Origin of the sequence: Streptacidiphilus sp. MAP5-3, assembly GCF_041262505.1 — a bacterium.
In the GTDB taxonomy this organism is placed as follows: domain Bacteria; phylum Actinomycetota; class Actinomycetes; order Streptomycetales; family Streptomycetaceae; genus Streptacidiphilus.
In genome coordinates this window covers 1-13,708 of sequence record NZ_JBGCCL010000036.1, presented here as the reverse complement: position 1 = coordinate 13,708, position 13,708 = coordinate 1, and the positions used below count along the sequence as shown (strand labels likewise).

Here is a 13,708-nt window from a genome sequence, read left to right as displayed (position 1 = left end):
GCACCGGCGCCCGACCCGCCCTCCACCTCACCGTCCACCGGATCCGGGCCCGGCCGCAGTACTCGGCCGGGGTGATTCAGTGGCCCACGACAACCTTGGCCCCCACGATGATCAGTCCCAGGGTCAGGCTGACCGCGGCCTCCGCGGCCGTCTGCTTCTTCGACGCCCCGGCCCGCTGTGCCCCGAGAGCCGTCCAGAAGACCAGCTGACCGACAGCGACCCCGATCGCCAGCCAGGCGTTGTCACTCGCCCCAGGCAAGGGACTGACCAGCACCGCCAAGGCCGGAAGGACCGCAGCCTCGACGATGGGCCACTCATGTCGTCCGACGTGGCGCACCTCGCGCCAGCCGACCGTCCGCCCGCCCTCCCGCTCCCCGGCCAGGTGGGCGTAGACATGCGCCATCCAGAAGACGACCCCGGTGACGATCAGCAGCACGATCAGCGAGAGCCGGGGGTGCTCCGCGTGCACGTCGGAGGCTGCGATGACCGACGCTGCCAGCAGCGAGCCGTAGACCGCGCCGGCGTAGTCCGTCCGGCCGGCGACGAGGCCACGCGGTGAGGCCCCCGACGGGCCGGGCGAGAGGTTCTGGGACGGTCCGGAGACGGTCACAAGTGCTCCTGTTCCAACGACTTCCGGCGCTCCACCGACGAGCCGATCACGCCTGGCCCGTCGCCGCCCATGCTGCCCCGTGTCCGCCGGCCGCCGACTCACCCGAACCAGGCGAACCGGTCAGTGGCTACGGCCTGCTCTCCTGGCCCCAGGGCGGTTTGTCGATTGCGTCCGCTCCGGCAGGTCACCCTCCCCGGGGGATACGTGGACCGACCGCAATCCCTACGTTGACGAGCAGACCGTTTCTCGCAGACGGTTTCCTTCGTCCTTCACGGGAGCATCGTGGTGACCCGGTTCCTGGACCCCAGCGGCGCGACCGAGGTCGGCGCAACGGCTGACTTCCCCTCGGCCGAGCGCCCGCCCCTCTCCGGAGGCGGCTCGGCCACCTGCCTGACGAAAGAGGCACCGCCATGGCATCGTCCGCCGTCCCCGGACAGGAACACCCGGAGCAGGAAGGCCGTCCGGTCCTGCTGGTCCTCGCCGCTGTGGCGCTGAACCTGTTCGCCCTGTTCAAGGGGCTCGACGAGCGGACGGAGCAGGCCCCCTTCTTCCGTATGCCGATCTCCCGTATGCCGAACGTCGAGGAAGCACGAGGATGACCAGCACCCTCAACCTCCCCTCGGCCGCCGGACGGCGCGTCCTGATCCCGCTGGCCCTGGCCCAGTTCATCTGCAGCTTCGCCGGATCCAGCATGAACGTGATGATCAACGACATCAGCAAGGACCTCGACACCAGCACTCAGGGCGTCCAGGTCGCCATCACCGTCTTCCTGCTGGTGATGGCGGCGTTGATGATCCCCGGCGGGAAGCTCACCAACCGCTACGGCCGCAAACGCTGCCTGACGGTCGGCCTGGCCGTCTACGGCGTCGGGGCCCTGATCAGCGCCGCGGCCCCCGGACTGGGCGTGCTCATCCTCGGCAACTCGATCCTGGAGGGCGTCGGGACCGCACTGCTGATCCCCCCGGTCTACATCCTGACCACCCTGCTGTTCTCCGGCACTGCCACCCGGGCACGTGCCTTCGGCGCCATCATGGCGCTCGGCGGAATCGGCGCGGCCGCCGGGCCGCTCATCGGCGGGCTGCTCACCTCGGCGATCAGCTGGCGGGCGAACTTCGGCTTCCAGGTCCTGGTCATCGCCGTGATCCTCGTGCTCACCCGAAGGCTTGAGGACCCTCTGCCGGCCGACCCCTCCCAGCCCTTCGACACCGTCGGCGCGGTCCTGTCCGCGGTCGGGCTGGTGCTGGTGGTGACCGGCATCCTGGCCGCGGACAACAACATCTGGCTGATGCTCGCACTCCTGCTCTCCGGAACTGCTGTCCTGGCCGGGTTCTTCCTCTGGCTCAGGAGCCGGGAGCGGTCCGGCCGCGAACCCCTGCTCCCCCTGGCGCTGTTCCGCAACCGCGTCTCCAACCTGGGCCTGGTCACCCAGAACGCCCAGTGGCTGGTGCTGATGGGCGCCTCCTTCACCGTGGGCGCCTACCTCCAGGTGGTGCGCGGCTACAGCGCGATCGCCACCGGCGGCGTCTTCACCGCAGCGACCGTCGGCCTGCTGGCCTCGTCACTCACGGCGGAACGCCTCGCCAGGCGCTACGCCCAGCGCACCCTGATCGTCACGGGATTCGCGGTCACCACGGCCGGCATCGTCCTCCTGCTCACGCTCGTCCGCGCATTCGGCGACGTCTGGGCGTTCACCCCCGGCCTGCTGCTGATCGGACTCGGCCTCGGCGCAATGCTGACGCCCTCGGTCAACGTCGTGCAGTCCTGCTTCCCGGACAACCTCCAAGGCGAGATCTCCGGGCTCTCCCGGTGCGTCTCCAACCTCGGTTCGTCCCTCGGGACGGCCGTCGCCGGCACGATCCTCGTCTCCGAGCTCACCAAAAACGGCTATGCCGCCGCCATGATCGCGCTGGGCGCGTTCAGCCTGGCCGGGCTCGCCTCCTCGCTGCTCCTGCCCAGAAGAACGACCTCACCCGGTGACGATCGGATGCAGGCCGTCCAAGACATCTGACAGGGTGCCGTCAAGATGGCACGGGGCGCATCCCCCTGCACCGCTACCAGGCGGTCGGCGGCGATGTGCAGCGACACAGCCGGCGTCGCCGCCGTGCGGCTGAAAGTCGGTCAGAGCACGATTGCCGAGCCCTGGCTCCGGGGACACACCAGCGGTCCGGGCGTCGCTGTGGGCGCGCCCGGACCGAATGGGCTCCAAGGGTTCCTCCCTCGGAGAACGTGATGCCTGGTCGACGTGCCCTTCGGAGAGCCCACCGCTCCACCCGGCCGGGTCAGCACCTGTCGCGGCCCCGAGGGCGGCGGGCTTTGCCGGCACGAGGACGGCCGACGCAGTCAGGACGGAGCAGGGCATGTCGCCAGCGGACAGCGGGGCGGACGGCGGGTCGAACCAGAGGCCCGAACCGAAGCCGCAGCCCGGGAACGCTCGTGAACTGGAGGAGTTGCGCGGCCGGATCGCCCAGCTCGAAGCCCGGGGCGGGCCGGCACGGGAGCACCACCGGATCCGGGCCAGCGGATCCGCGGCCCTGATCGTGGTGGCCGCGGTGCTGTCACTGCTGGCGGTGATCTCCGTGTGGGCGCACGACCAGGTGACTGACACGAACCGGTTCGTCGCGACGATGGCCCCGCTGGCGAGCGACCCTCAGGTGCAGGACGCGCTCACCGCGAGGGTGACCAATGTCGTGGCGCAGCAGATCGACGTGCCCTCGCTGGTGAGTCAACTCTCCCAGGCCGCCTCGCAGAAGGGCGTCCCGCCGAAGGCGGCGAACCTGATCGGCTCGCTCAGCGGCCCGATCGGCAGCGGCATCACCAGCCTGATCAGCACCGTCGTGAACAAGGTCGTCACCAGCCCCGCCTTCGCAACCCTGTGGACCAACGCGATCCGCACCGCGCACGCATCCATGGTCAAGGCGCTGACCGGTCAGGGCGGCGGAGCCGTCTCGCTGGCCAACAACCAGGTCACCATCGACCTCGCACCGATCATCGCGCAGGTCAAGACGCAACTGGCGGGTGCCGGACTCGGGCTGGTGGCCAAGATCCCGACCATCCACGCGACCTTCACCGTCTACTCCTCGAAGTCCATCGGAAAGATCAAGTCCTACCTGCGCCTGCTACAGATCCTGGGCAACTGGATGCCGGTGATCGCCGTGCTCGTCGCCGCGGCGGGCGTGTACCTGGCCCGGAACCGCAGACGGGCGCTGATCGGCGCAGCGGTCGGCGTGGCCGCGGCCATGCTGCTGCTGGGCGTCGCACTCGCTGTCTTCCGCGGCTACTTCCTCGACCAGCTCCCACCCGGCGTCAACTCCGGAGCGGCGGGCTCGGTCTACGACGCGCTGGTGCACTTCCTGCGGGTCACGGTGCGGTCGGTCGGGGCGCTCGCGGTGCTGGTGGCGCTCGGCGCCTACTTCATCGGGCCGTCCCGGGCAGCGACCTTCATCCGCGCGGCGTCCAGCACCGGGATCGGAGGGGTGCGACAAGCTGCCGAACAGGTGGGCTTCCGGGCCGGACCGGTCGAGCCTTTCGTGCGCCGCTGGAAGCGCTGGATCGGGATCGCGATCCTGCTGATCGCCTCGCTGATCTTCGTCTTCTGGGACCACCCCACCGGCCTGGTGGTGTTCTGGTTCGCCGTCGTGGTCCTGGTCGCCTTCGGGATCCGTGAATTCCTGGCGCCCGGCCCTGGCCTCGCCGAGCTGCGGCAGACCGGGCCGGAGGGCTCCGAACACCCCGGCCAGAGCGCGAGCAGCGCGTGACCGCGCGCCGCTGCACTGTGGCCATACCGGCTTCACGTCCGCCCGCGGAGCGGCATCCTGACGCCCGGCGTCGATCACCCTTCCGGCCTCCCCGTGCGGCGTCCTGACGGAGCCGGTGGCTACGGGCAGGCGGACACCGGACGCGGGGCGTGGCTCCTCCGGGCCTAATGGGGCGTCATTCCTCCGTGTCTTCCGGGTCAGACTTCGACGCGGCCTCCCTGGCCCCTGCAGTCGCCCAGGAAAGCTCGATCTCGAGCTCGACCTCTCCGCCCCCGACCTCGACCTCGACCTCGCTCTTGACGGTGTCGGGGACGTGCATGGTCAGCACGCCCGGTCCCAGCTCCAGTTCCACGTGTCCGCCCCGCTCCAGTGCCGAGGCCAGCTCAGTCAGCAGAGCCGCCGCCTCGGAGCGGGAGAGCGTGGATTTCTGCTCGAATTTCAGGTCTTCCATGGTCCTTCCGCCTTGGGTGTGGGGTCACATCGGTCCTTGTCGCGGATTCCCGGCTGCGAGGGCGGACAGGTCCGGACCGGACCACGTCGCACTGCCCGGCGTGGGCACGGCCGGATGGATCAGGCAGCCAGGACCTTCGACTTGGCCTGTCGGTACTCCTCCTCGGTCAGGTCTCCGTGGTTCTTGAGCTCCACCAGACGGGCGAGTTGCTCGCTCGTTTCGGGAGACTCGCTGGTTTTGGCAGACGGGGTCTCCTGCGCCGTGTCCCGCACGTAGGCGCGGAACTGGGCCTCGGTCGCTGCGGCCTCCTGGGCCTGGCGCTCCGCCATGCCCTTGCCGCGGGCGATCAGGTAGACGAGGACCCCGAGGAAGGGCAGGACGATCAGGAACACCGACCAACCGGCCTTCCACCAGCCGCTCATGTCCCTGTCCCGGAACAGGTCCATGAACACGCGCACCAGCAGGAAGATCCACAGGACCCAGAGGAAGAACCACATGGTGGTCAAGAAAATGTCGAGCACGGGGTAATTCACGGCGCTCACCCTCCGGTTCCTTCCGTGGGCCCGGCGCGGACTGCGTGCTCAGCAGCCGGGCCCGCATGCTCATCCCATTGGGCAGCTCCAGAAGTGCAGCCGCACCACCCTTCCGGGGTGATTCAGCGGCCCACCACCATCAACGCGGTCCGGGCGGTGCCGTGCCGGCGGGGTATTCCTGCTTCGGGACGTCCGCGGCGGTCCACGCGTTCACGACCGGGTCGATGATGCGCCAGGCCTCCTGTGCCTCGTCGCCACGGATGAACAGGGTTGCGTCGCCACGGAACATTTCGACGAAGAGGTTGGCATAGGGGGTCCGCCGTGACTCGGTCGAATAGAGCTCGAGCTCCGGGCTCCGGGCGATGCGTCCCCTTGCATTCAGAGTGGTGGCCAAGCGCACGTAAGGCTGTCTGAGGCCGAGGCGGAGGACGTTGGGTTCGATGCCTGGCCATCGGGCGAGCAGGTACGCGGGCGCTGACCGGAAGTGGACGGCGATCTCGGCCGAGTCCTCGGCCAGGCCCTTGCCGGACCGCAGTGTGAACGGTGTGCCCGTCCACCGTGCGTTGTCGATCTGGACTGTCAGAGAGGCGTAGGTCTCCGTGTCTCGGTGGACGTCGACACCGGGTTCGTCCGTGTAGGAGGCGATCCGGCGGCCTCCGATCATCCCGGCCGAGTACCGGGCGCGGACGGTGTCGGTGCGCATCCGGTCCCTCGCGGGCGGGGCGACGGCGCGAAGAGCCTCGACCCGGATACCCCGGAAGGAGTCGGCGTCGATCCGGGCCGACTCCTCCATGAGGACCAGGGCCATCACCTCCATCCAACTGAACACCTCACTCCGTGGTGCGCCATCGGACATCGCTGTCGGGCATCACCCGTCACGCGTGAACGGCGAACCGGCGGCGGGCCCTTGAGTGATCCCGTCGTCCGCACCCGGGAACCACGTCGCGTCGAGCCGAGTACGCAGGAGTTCCGAGTGCGCTGAGCCCACGTCATCAGCCGCCCGGCGAAGGTGGCTCGGCGAGCAACTGCAGTGCCCTGGCGACGGTCTGCTCCGGGGAATCCGCGAGCGGTACCACACAGGGGTGCTCGTCAGGGGTCGGTTCCTCGAGCTCGCCGAACTGGCTCTCCAGCAACCGGGCCGGGAAGAAGTGACCCTGTCGCGCGGCCAGCCGCGCGGCGACGAGCTCCTGACTCCCCTCCAGGTACATCAACCGAACTTCCGGTCGCCCTTGCCGCAGAAAGTCCCGATGCGAGCGCTTCAGTGCAGAGCAGGCCAGCACGGCCGACTCGCCACTTTCGAGCTGCTCGTCGATCCACCGCGCGATCGCGGCGAGCCAAGGCCGCCGGTCCTCGTCGGTGAGCGGACGCCCCGAGGTCATCCGCGCCCGGTTCTCCGGTGAATGGAAGTCATCCGCATCTTTGAAGGGAAGCCCGAGCCTTTCGGCCAGCATCACCCCGACCGTGCTCTTGCCGACCCCGGAAACGCCGAGAACCACGATGACGATCGGCCGGTGCGGCGCCTTCGCGCAATTCGTCACCATCAGAAATTCACCATTTCGAACCGCTCGCAGGCGGCCGGTCGGTGCGGATGCCGCAATGTCCGAACCCTCGCAACGCCCTCAGGATACGACGCCGCGGGGCCGGGCAGCACCCGGGACGGGCGGCTCAGCAGACCGGTGTAACCGCTACGGCGGAAACCGTCAGACGACGGCAACTGGGTCTCCTTCAGATGGCGATGGCGATGCCAAGGGTCTCCGTGATGTTGGTGGCGCCGACGGACAGGAGGCAGTTCTGCCTCGGAGTGCTTGTCTTCCCGGGACTCACGACTTACCTTCTCGGGACCAGGAGTGGGCGGATCCGACGATCAGAACGGCACCGACGCGTGAAACCCCTTGTCCGTACCGCGGCTCTCAACGGCTACGTCGAGCTCAGCCGCTCCCTCGGGATCGACCCGCAAGCGCTGCTCCGCCGCGTCGGTCTGGACGCGGCGGCGCTCACCGTGCAGGACCGCTGGGTCTCGGGCGCGGCCTGCGTCCAACTGCTGGAGCTTTCGGCTGCGGCGAGCCGGCGCGAGGACTTCGGGTTGCGGCTGGCCGAGTACCGGCGCCTGTCCACCCTCGGCCCGATCGGGCTGGTGGTGCGCGAGGAGCCGGACGTGCGCAGCGCGATCGGCCTGCTGCTGCGACACGAGGACACGTACAACGAGGCGCTGCACACCCGGCTGTCCGAGGCGCAGGGGCTGGCTACCCTCAAGGTCGGCCTGGACGTCGGTGAACGCCTGGAGCTACGCCAGGCGACCGAGCTCGCCGTGGCGGCGTTCCACCGCGTCCTGTGCGGTTTCCTCGGCAACCGCTGGCAGCCGCTGACCGTCTGCTTCTCCCATCGGGCCCCGTCGGACGCGAACACCCATCGGCGGCTGTTCGGGCCGGTGGCGGAGTTCGAGCGCGAGTTCGACGGCATCGTCTTCTATGCGAGCGACCTCGACTCTCCCAACGCCCTCGCCGATCCCCAACTGCGTGCCTACGCCCGGCAGTTCTTCGATGTGATCGCCACACCCAAGGACACCTCGGCCAAGGACCGGGTCCGCGAACTGATCGAGGTGCTCCTGCCGGCCGGCAACTGCTCGGTGGACCAGGTCGCGCACAGCCTGGGCGTCGACCGGCGCACGGTGCACCGCTGGCTCGGCGAGACCGGGGACACCTTCTCGTCCCTGCTCAACACCACGCGCACCCAGCTTGCCGAGCGGTTCGTGGCGAACCGCCGCAGGTCGCTGACGGAGATCTCCGGCCTGCTCGGCTTCTCCTCGCCGAGCGCCTTCTCCCGCTGGTTCCGCGAACAGTTCGGCTGCAGCGCCCGTGACTGGCGCGCAGAGCACTGTCCCGAATAGGCAAGTCATTCGTCTCCTCCGGTAAAGCGAGCGCGCTTCGGCCCACCTACGGTGGCACCACCCCGCCGGCCCGACCACCCCGCCCGGCGGCGGTTCCATCCCACCGAAGGAGACGACCGTGCATTTCCACGACGACTCGCTGTTCCCGGAGACCCAGGAGAAACTCGTCATCCAGGCCGCTCCCTACGGGCCCGAGTGGCTCCCTGGTGACGCCGAGGACATCCCGCTCACCATGGACGAACATGTCCAGGCGGCCGTGGACTGCTACAACGCCGGTGCGACCGTGCTGCACATCCACGTCCGGGAACTCGACGGCCACGGCTCCAAGCGGATGTCGATGTTCAACGAGCTGATGGCGGGGCTGCGTGAGGCGGTGCCGGACATGGTGCTGCAGATCGGCGGGTCGATCTCCTTCGCTCCCGAGTCGGACGAAGAAGGCGCCGAAGCCAAGTGGCTCGACTACGACTCCCGCCACATGCTCGCCGAGGTCGACCCGAAGCCGGACCAGGTCACGATCGCGATCAACACCAACCAGATGAACATCGTCGAGATCATGACCGACGACGACCTCGACGGCACCTCGATCGGCAAGAACCCGGCGCTGTACAAGGCGTACCGGGACATGTACCTGGAGGCCGGTCCGGACTTCTACCTGGAGCACCTCAAGCGGCTTACGGCCAACGGCATCCAGCCGCACTTCCAGCTCGCCAACCTGGCCCAGCTGGAGAGCGTGGAGCGGCTGATCCGCAGGGGCGTCTACACCGGGCCGCTGGTCCTCAACTACGTCGCCATCGGCGGCGGCTTCGCCGGTCACCACCCCGCCGACCTGGTCGAGTTCATTCGCCGCGTCCCGGACGGCGCCGTGCTCACCATCGAGGCCTCCATGCGCGCGGTCGCGCCGATGTGCGCCGTCGGCATCGCGCTCGGCCAACACGTCCGCGTCGGCAACGAGGACAACCTGTGGGGCCGCAAGGGCGAGCGGATGACCACGGTCGAGCAGATCGAGCAGCTGGTGAAGATCTCCGAAACGCTCGGCCGTGACATCGCCAACGGCCAGGAGGCCAAGGAGATCTACCACATCGGCGAGTACTACTCCGATGCCGACGAGACCCTGGCCCGACTCGGGATGGTCCCGAACCGGCAGCCCGGTCGGCGCGGCTTCATGCTGCGCCCGGAGGGCGACCGCAGCCTGGTCTGACGACCCGGCACGTCCACCAGCGGCGGTCACGGGCGAGAGCCGCAACTCCCGCGTTCACCGCGCGGCCTGCCCGTGACCGCTCTCCACGCCCCCGGCGGCAGCCCAGTCGAACCTGCGAACAGGAGTACCCCTGTGGCGAACGCCATCCGTTTCCACGAGACCGGCGGCCCCGACGTGCTGCGCCTGGAGGAGGTCAGCGTCGGCGACCCCGGTCCGGGCGAGGTGCGGATCCGGCACGAGGCGGTCGGGCTCAACTTCGCCGACACCTACTTCCGCACCGGCCTCTACCCGGCCCCGCTGCCCGCGGGCATGGGCGTCGAAGCTGCCGGCGTGGTCGAGGCGGTCGGTGAGGGGGTGCCCCACGTCGCCGCGGGCGATCGGGTCACCTACACCGGCAGTCCCCTCGGCGCCTACAGCACCGAGCGGCTCATGCCCGCCGCCCCGCTGATCAGGCTGCCGGACGCGATCAGCTGCGAGACCGCCGCCGCGATGACCATGCGCGGGCTCACCTCCGCGTACCTGATGCGGCGGATCACCCCGCTCGCGGCGGGCGACACGATCCTGCTGCACGCGGCGGCCGGCGGCGTCGGCCTGATCGTCAGTCAGTGGGCCAAGCTGCTCGGGCTGACGGTCATCGGCACCGTCTCCACCGAGGAGAAGGCCGAACTCGCCCGCGCCCACGGCGTCGACCACGTCGTCCTCCGCCGCGAGAACGTCGCCGAGCGGGTACGCGAGCTGACCGACGGCGCCGGCGTACCGGTGGTCCTCGACAGCGTCGGCAAGGACACCTTCGCCGCCTCGCTGGCCTCACTGAAGCGCCGTGGCCTGCTGGTCTGCTTCGGCACGGCGTCGGGTCCGGTGCCGCCGATCGACGCGATGCAACTGGCCCTCGCCGGCTCGGTCTTCGTCACCAGGCCCGCACTCGCGGACTACATCGCCGACCCGGCCGAGCGCACGGAGCTCTCCGACGAACTCTTCCACCACGTCGCGAGCGGGCGCATCTCGATCGAGACGAACCAGCGCTACGACCTCGCGGACGCCGTCCGTGCGCACAAGGACCTGGAGTCCGGGCGCACCACCGGCTCCTCCGTCCTCATCCCCTGAACTGCCTCCTCAGAAGGGAACGCCATGACCGAGACCCTGGGTGCCGCCGCGGTGGCACCGACCGAGATCCGCGGCACCGTCGAGGCGGAACAGCTGACCGGCACCATCGGCGCCGAGCTCCACGGGGTGAACCTCGCCGACGCGATCGGCGACGACGAGCTGTTCGCCGAGATCCGCGCGCTGCTGCTCACGCACAAGGTGCTGTTCCTGCGCGACCAGCACTTCAGCCGTGCCGAGCACGTCGCCTTCGCCTCCCGCTTCGGCCCGCTGATGGACCACCCGGCGCTCGGCAGCGACCCGGACCACCCCGGCCTGGTCCGCATCAGCCGCGGCCCGGAGAAGAAGCCCGACTACGAGAACGCCCTGCACGCCGACGGCACCTGGCGCGAGTGCCCGGGTATGGGCGCGGTCCTGCGCTGCATCGAGTGCCCGCCCATGGGCGGCGACACCGTCTGGGTCAACATGGTCGAGGCCTACCGGCGGCTGCCGGAGCACGTCAAGGCCCAGATCGAGGGCCTGCGCGCCCGTCACAGCATCGAGGCGACCTTCGGCGCGGTGCTGCCGACCGAACAGCGCCACGCCCTTGCGGCCCGGTTCCCGGATGCCGAGCACCCGGTGGTGCGCACCCACCCGGAGACCGGCGAGAGGGTCCTCTTCGTCAACAGCTTCACCACCCACTTCGTCAACTACCACACGCCCGAGCGGGTCCGCTTCGGGCAGGACTACGCGCCGGGCGCCGGCCAGTTGCTCAACTACCTGACCGGTCAGGCCGCGGTCCCGGAGTACCAGGTGCGCTGGCGCTGGCAGCCCGGGTCCGTGGCCGTCTGGGACAACCGCGCAACCCAGCACTACGCCGTCAACGACTACTGGCCCGCGCCTCGCAAGATGGAGCGCGCGGAGATCGTCGGCGACAGACCCTTCTGAGGATCGCTTCCAACCGGGACAACCGGGAAAGGTGAGGTGCGACAATGGCGATTCCCTCCACTGCCGAGGCTGCGCCGGGGACTTCGTCCTCCGGACCGACCGTGTCCAGGCGCTATGCCTGGGTGGTCTTCGCGCTCTCGTTCGGCCTGCTGCTCTCCGACTACATGTCACGGCAGGTGCTCAACGCGGTCTTTCCGCTGCTCAAGGCCCAATGGCTGCTCTCCGACTCGAAGTTGGGCTCGCTCAGCGGTGTGGTGGCGCTGATGGTCGGCCTGCTCACCTTCCCCATGTCCCTGCTCGCCGACCGTTGGGGCCGGGTTCGCAGTCTGGTCCTGGCTGCCACCGTGTGGAGCGTGGCGACGCTCGGCTGCGCACTGGCGGCAAGCTACGGACAACTCTTCCTCGGCCGCTTCGTCGTCGGTATCGGCGAAGCCGCCTACGGCAGCGTCGGCATCGCGGTCGTCCTCAGCATCTTCCCGGTCACCCTGCGGGCCACGCTGTCCGGCGCGTTCATCGCCGGTGGTGCGTTCGGCTCGGTACTGGGCGTGGCACTGGGCGGCGCCATCGCCGGGCAGGCGGGCTGGCGCTGGGCCTTCGGCGCGATGGGCCTCTTCGGGTTGGTCATGGCCCTCGTCTACGCCGTCGTGGTGACCGAGAAGCGGCTTGCCCCCGCAGGCGCCTCCGAACCGGACACCGCCGCCCGCGCCCGGCTGCGCGGGCAGCTGCCGAAGTTGTTCTCCTCGGTCTCGGTGGTCTGCGCATACCTGGGCAGCGGGCTGCAGTTCGCGGTCTGCGCAGCCCTGATCGCCTGGCTGCCCAGCTACTTCAACCGCTGCTACCACATGGCCTCCGCGAAGGCGGGCACGACGGCGGGCATGTTCGCCCTGGTCATCGGCATCGGCATGATCGGCGCCGGCATGCTCTCCGACCGGCTCGACCGGATCACCGCGGCACGCAAGTGGACCGTCGCGATCGGGTGCTGCCTCGGATCGATGCTGCTGCTGGTCACCGCCTTCCAACTGCCGAACGGCTGGGCGCAGCTCGCGCTGCTCGCCCTGGGCTGCCTGCTGTCGGCCGGCACCTCGGGTCCCGCGGCCGCCATGGTGGCGAACCTGACCCCGGTCGCGATCTCGGCCACCGCCTTCGCCACCCTCACCCTGGCCAACAGTCTGCTCGGCCTGGCCCCCGGCCCCGCGGTGACCGGCCTGCTCGCCGACCACATGGGCCTGCGCGCCGCGCTGCAGACCCTCCCCCTGATCTCGATCCCCGCCACCGTCGCGTTCCTGATCGGCCGCAGGCACTTCAACCTCCGCCTCGTCGCCGCCCTGCAACGGGACGCCGCGAGCGCCCGACTGGAGATGACGGGATGATCCTCCCGGTTGATCCCCTCCGGTCCGCCGACGGCTCCCCCGCCGTGGTCATCGTCCCGGGCCTGCGCGACCACGTCGCGGAGCACTGGCAGACCCTGCTCGCCGCAAGGCTCGCCACCGCTGGTCGCGAGGTGCACACCGTCCCGCCGCTCACCGAGGAGAAGTTCAGCCGCACGGCCAGGGTCGCAGCCCTGGAGGAGGTGGTCACGAAGGTCTCCGGGCCGGTCGTCCTGATCGCCCACAGCGCCGGTGTGCTCACCGTCGCGCACTGGGCGAAGCATCACTCCACCGACCGGATCCGCGGCGCGCTGCTGGCCACCCCGCCCGACCTCGACAAGCCGATGCACGAGCCACACCCCAGCCCGGAGGTCCTGCAGCAGAACGGCTGGCTTCCGGTACCGCGACGCCCGCTCCCGTTCCCGAGCACGGTGGCCGCCAGCACGGACGACCCGCTGGCCGACCTCGACCGGGTCATCTCCCTGGCGGGGGACTGGGGTAGCCGCGTCGTCGGACTGGGCGCGGTGGGCCACCTCAACCCGGCGTCCGGATACGGCGAGTGGCCGCAGGCCGAGGAGTTCCTGCGCGAACTCGACGCGCTGCCCGGACGGGAACCACGAGATCAGGCGTCCATCAGATCCCGGTAGTGGCTTCGGCTCTGCCCTCTTTCACCGCGGTCTGGAAGGCGGCGAAGTCGGCTTCGTTCTGGTCGGCGTAGGTTTCGGCGAAGTCCGCGATGGCGTGGTCGAACCGGTTCGAGCCACCGAGGTAGGCGGCCAGCGCCACGCGGTCGCCGGAGCGTGCGTGTGCCCGTGCCAGGGTCCAACCGCACAGCCAGGCGTACACCGCCATGCCCGACGGGATCATCACCTCGATCGG

15 protein-coding genes are annotated in these 13,708 nt (G+C 69.7%); 9 read left to right on the top strand and 6 right to left on the bottom strand.

What is annotated here, in order from left to right; translation table 11 throughout:
- Positions 1 to 76: 76 nt before the first annotated feature.
- Positions 77 to 610 carry a hypothetical protein gene (locus ABH928_RS32670; protein ID WP_370072307.1) on the bottom strand — a complete coding sequence of 178 codons (534 nt, stop codon included), beginning with the start codon at positions 608 to 610 and terminating at the stop codon, positions 77 to 79.
- Between the two features lie 410 nt (positions 611 to 1,020).
- On the opposite strand from ABH928_RS32670, the gene ABH928_RS32665 reads away from it, so the two are divergent.
- The 3 genes from ABH928_RS32665 (at position 1,021) to ABH928_RS32655 (ending at position 4,365) form a co-directional block, all read left to right on the top strand.
- Positions 1,021 to 1,209 carry a hypothetical protein gene (locus ABH928_RS32665; RefSeq protein ID WP_370072306.1) on the top strand — a complete coding sequence of 63 codons (189 nt, stop codon included), beginning with the start codon at positions 1,021 to 1,023 and terminating at the stop codon, positions 1,207 to 1,209.
- Positions 1,206 to 2,618, top strand: a complete 1,413-nt coding sequence (locus tag ABH928_RS32660) for an MFS transporter (RefSeq protein WP_370072305.1) — start codon at positions 1,206 to 1,208, stop codon at positions 2,616 to 2,618. The genes ABH928_RS32665 and ABH928_RS32660 overlap by 4 nt, the downstream gene beginning before the upstream one ends.
- Positions 2,619 to 2,967: 349 nt before the next feature.
- Positions 2,968 to 4,365 (top strand): hypothetical protein, encoded by a 1,398-nt coding sequence (locus ABH928_RS32655; protein WP_370072304.1) that lies wholly within the window; start codon positions 2,968 to 2,970, stop codon positions 4,363 to 4,365.
- A 175-nt stretch (positions 4,366 to 4,540) separates the two neighbouring features.
- Here ABH928_RS32655 and ABH928_RS32650 read toward each other — a convergent pair whose 3' ends face one another.
- The 4 genes from ABH928_RS32650 to ABH928_RS32635 all read right to left on the bottom strand — a co-directional run bounded on the left by ABH928_RS32650 (position 4,541) and on the right by ABH928_RS32635 (position 6,890).
- Positions 4,541 to 4,816 (bottom strand): amphi-Trp domain-containing protein, encoded by a 276-nt coding sequence (locus tag ABH928_RS32650; RefSeq protein WP_370072303.1) that lies wholly within the window; start codon positions 4,814 to 4,816, stop codon positions 4,541 to 4,543.
- A gap of 119 nt (positions 4,817 to 4,935) precedes the next feature.
- Entirely contained in the window at positions 4,936 to 5,358 is a 423-nt protein-coding gene (locus ABH928_RS32645; protein WP_370072302.1) for an SHOCT domain-containing protein, read from the bottom strand.
- A 130-nt stretch (positions 5,359 to 5,488) separates the two neighbouring features.
- Entirely contained in the window at positions 5,489 to 6,178 is a 690-nt protein-coding gene (locus tag ABH928_RS32640) for a hypothetical protein (RefSeq protein ID WP_370072301.1), read from the bottom strand.
- A 163-nt stretch (positions 6,179 to 6,341) separates the two neighbouring features.
- Complete coding sequence (locus ABH928_RS32635; protein ID WP_370072300.1) at positions 6,342 to 6,890, bottom strand: gluconokinase; 549 nt, start codon at positions 6,888 to 6,890, stop codon at positions 6,342 to 6,344.
- Between the two features lie 341 nt (positions 6,891 to 7,231).
- On the opposite strand from ABH928_RS32635, the gene ABH928_RS32630 reads away from it, so the two are divergent.
- From ABH928_RS32630 to ABH928_RS32605, 6 genes are all read left to right on the top strand, one after another.
- A complete protein-coding gene (locus tag ABH928_RS32630) occupies positions 7,232 to 8,236 on the top strand; it encodes an AraC family transcriptional regulator (RefSeq protein WP_370072299.1) in 1,005 nt (334 codons plus the stop codon).
- A 118-nt stretch (positions 8,237 to 8,354) separates the two neighbouring features.
- Positions 8,355 to 9,434, top strand: a complete 1,080-nt coding sequence (locus tag ABH928_RS32625) for a 3-keto-5-aminohexanoate cleavage protein (protein ID WP_370072298.1) — start codon at positions 8,355 to 8,357, stop codon at positions 9,432 to 9,434.
- 132 nt (positions 9,435 to 9,566) lie between these two features.
- Positions 9,567 to 10,538 (top strand): quinone oxidoreductase, encoded by a 972-nt coding sequence (locus tag ABH928_RS32620; RefSeq protein ID WP_370072296.1) that lies wholly within the window; start codon positions 9,567 to 9,569, stop codon positions 10,536 to 10,538.
- A gap of 24 nt (positions 10,539 to 10,562) precedes the next feature.
- Positions 10,563 to 11,462: a TauD/TfdA dioxygenase family protein gene (locus ABH928_RS32615; RefSeq protein WP_370072295.1), complete on the top strand. Its 900-nt coding sequence runs from the start codon at positions 10,563 to 10,565 to the stop codon at positions 11,460 to 11,462.
- A 101-nt stretch (positions 11,463 to 11,563) separates the two neighbouring features.
- Positions 11,564 to 12,832, top strand: a complete 1,269-nt coding sequence (locus ABH928_RS32610) for an MFS transporter (RefSeq protein ID WP_370072294.1) — start codon at positions 11,564 to 11,566, stop codon at positions 12,830 to 12,832.
- The gene (locus ABH928_RS32605; RefSeq protein ID WP_370072293.1) at positions 12,829 to 13,476 is read left to right on the top strand and encodes an RBBP9/YdeN family alpha/beta hydrolase; all 648 of its coding nucleotides are present in this window, start codon (positions 12,829 to 12,831) and stop codon (positions 13,474 to 13,476) included. Before ABH928_RS32610 ends, ABH928_RS32605 begins: the two co-directional genes overlap by 4 nt.
- Here the strand turns inward: ABH928_RS32605 and ABH928_RS32600 are convergent.
- Positions 13,463 to 13,708 (bottom strand): DUF2252 family protein (locus ABH928_RS32600; protein WP_370072292.1); only part of this gene is annotated, 246 nt, incomplete at its 5' end. The two genes, ABH928_RS32605 and ABH928_RS32600, sit on opposite strands and share 14 nt — an antisense overlap.

Bases quoted from the DNA above. Each gene is read 5' to 3' on its own strand.
- ABH928_RS32605 (WP_370072293.1), top strand. From the start codon at position 12,829: ATGATCCTCCCGGTTGATCCCCTCCGGTCCGCCGACGGCTCCCCCGCC.
- ABH928_RS32615 (WP_370072295.1), top strand. From the start codon at position 10,563: ATGACCGAGACCCTGGGTGCCGCCGCGGTGGCACCGACCGAGATCCGC.
- ABH928_RS32635 (WP_370072300.1), bottom strand. From the start codon at position 6,890: ATGGTGACGAATTGCGCGAAGGCGCCGCACCGGCCGATCGTCATCGTG.
- ABH928_RS32650 (WP_370072303.1), bottom strand. From the start codon at position 4,816: ATGGAAGACCTGAAATTCGAGCAGAAATCCACGCTCTCCCGCTCCGAG.
- ABH928_RS32655 (WP_370072304.1), top strand. From the start codon at position 2,968: ATGTCGCCAGCGGACAGCGGGGCGGACGGCGGGTCGAACCAGAGGCCC.
- ABH928_RS32660 (WP_370072305.1), top strand. From the start codon at position 1,206: ATGACCAGCACCCTCAACCTCCCCTCGGCCGCCGGACGGCGCGTCCTG.
- ABH928_RS32665 (WP_370072306.1), top strand. From the start codon at position 1,021: ATGGCATCGTCCGCCGTCCCCGGACAGGAACACCCGGAGCAGGAAGGC.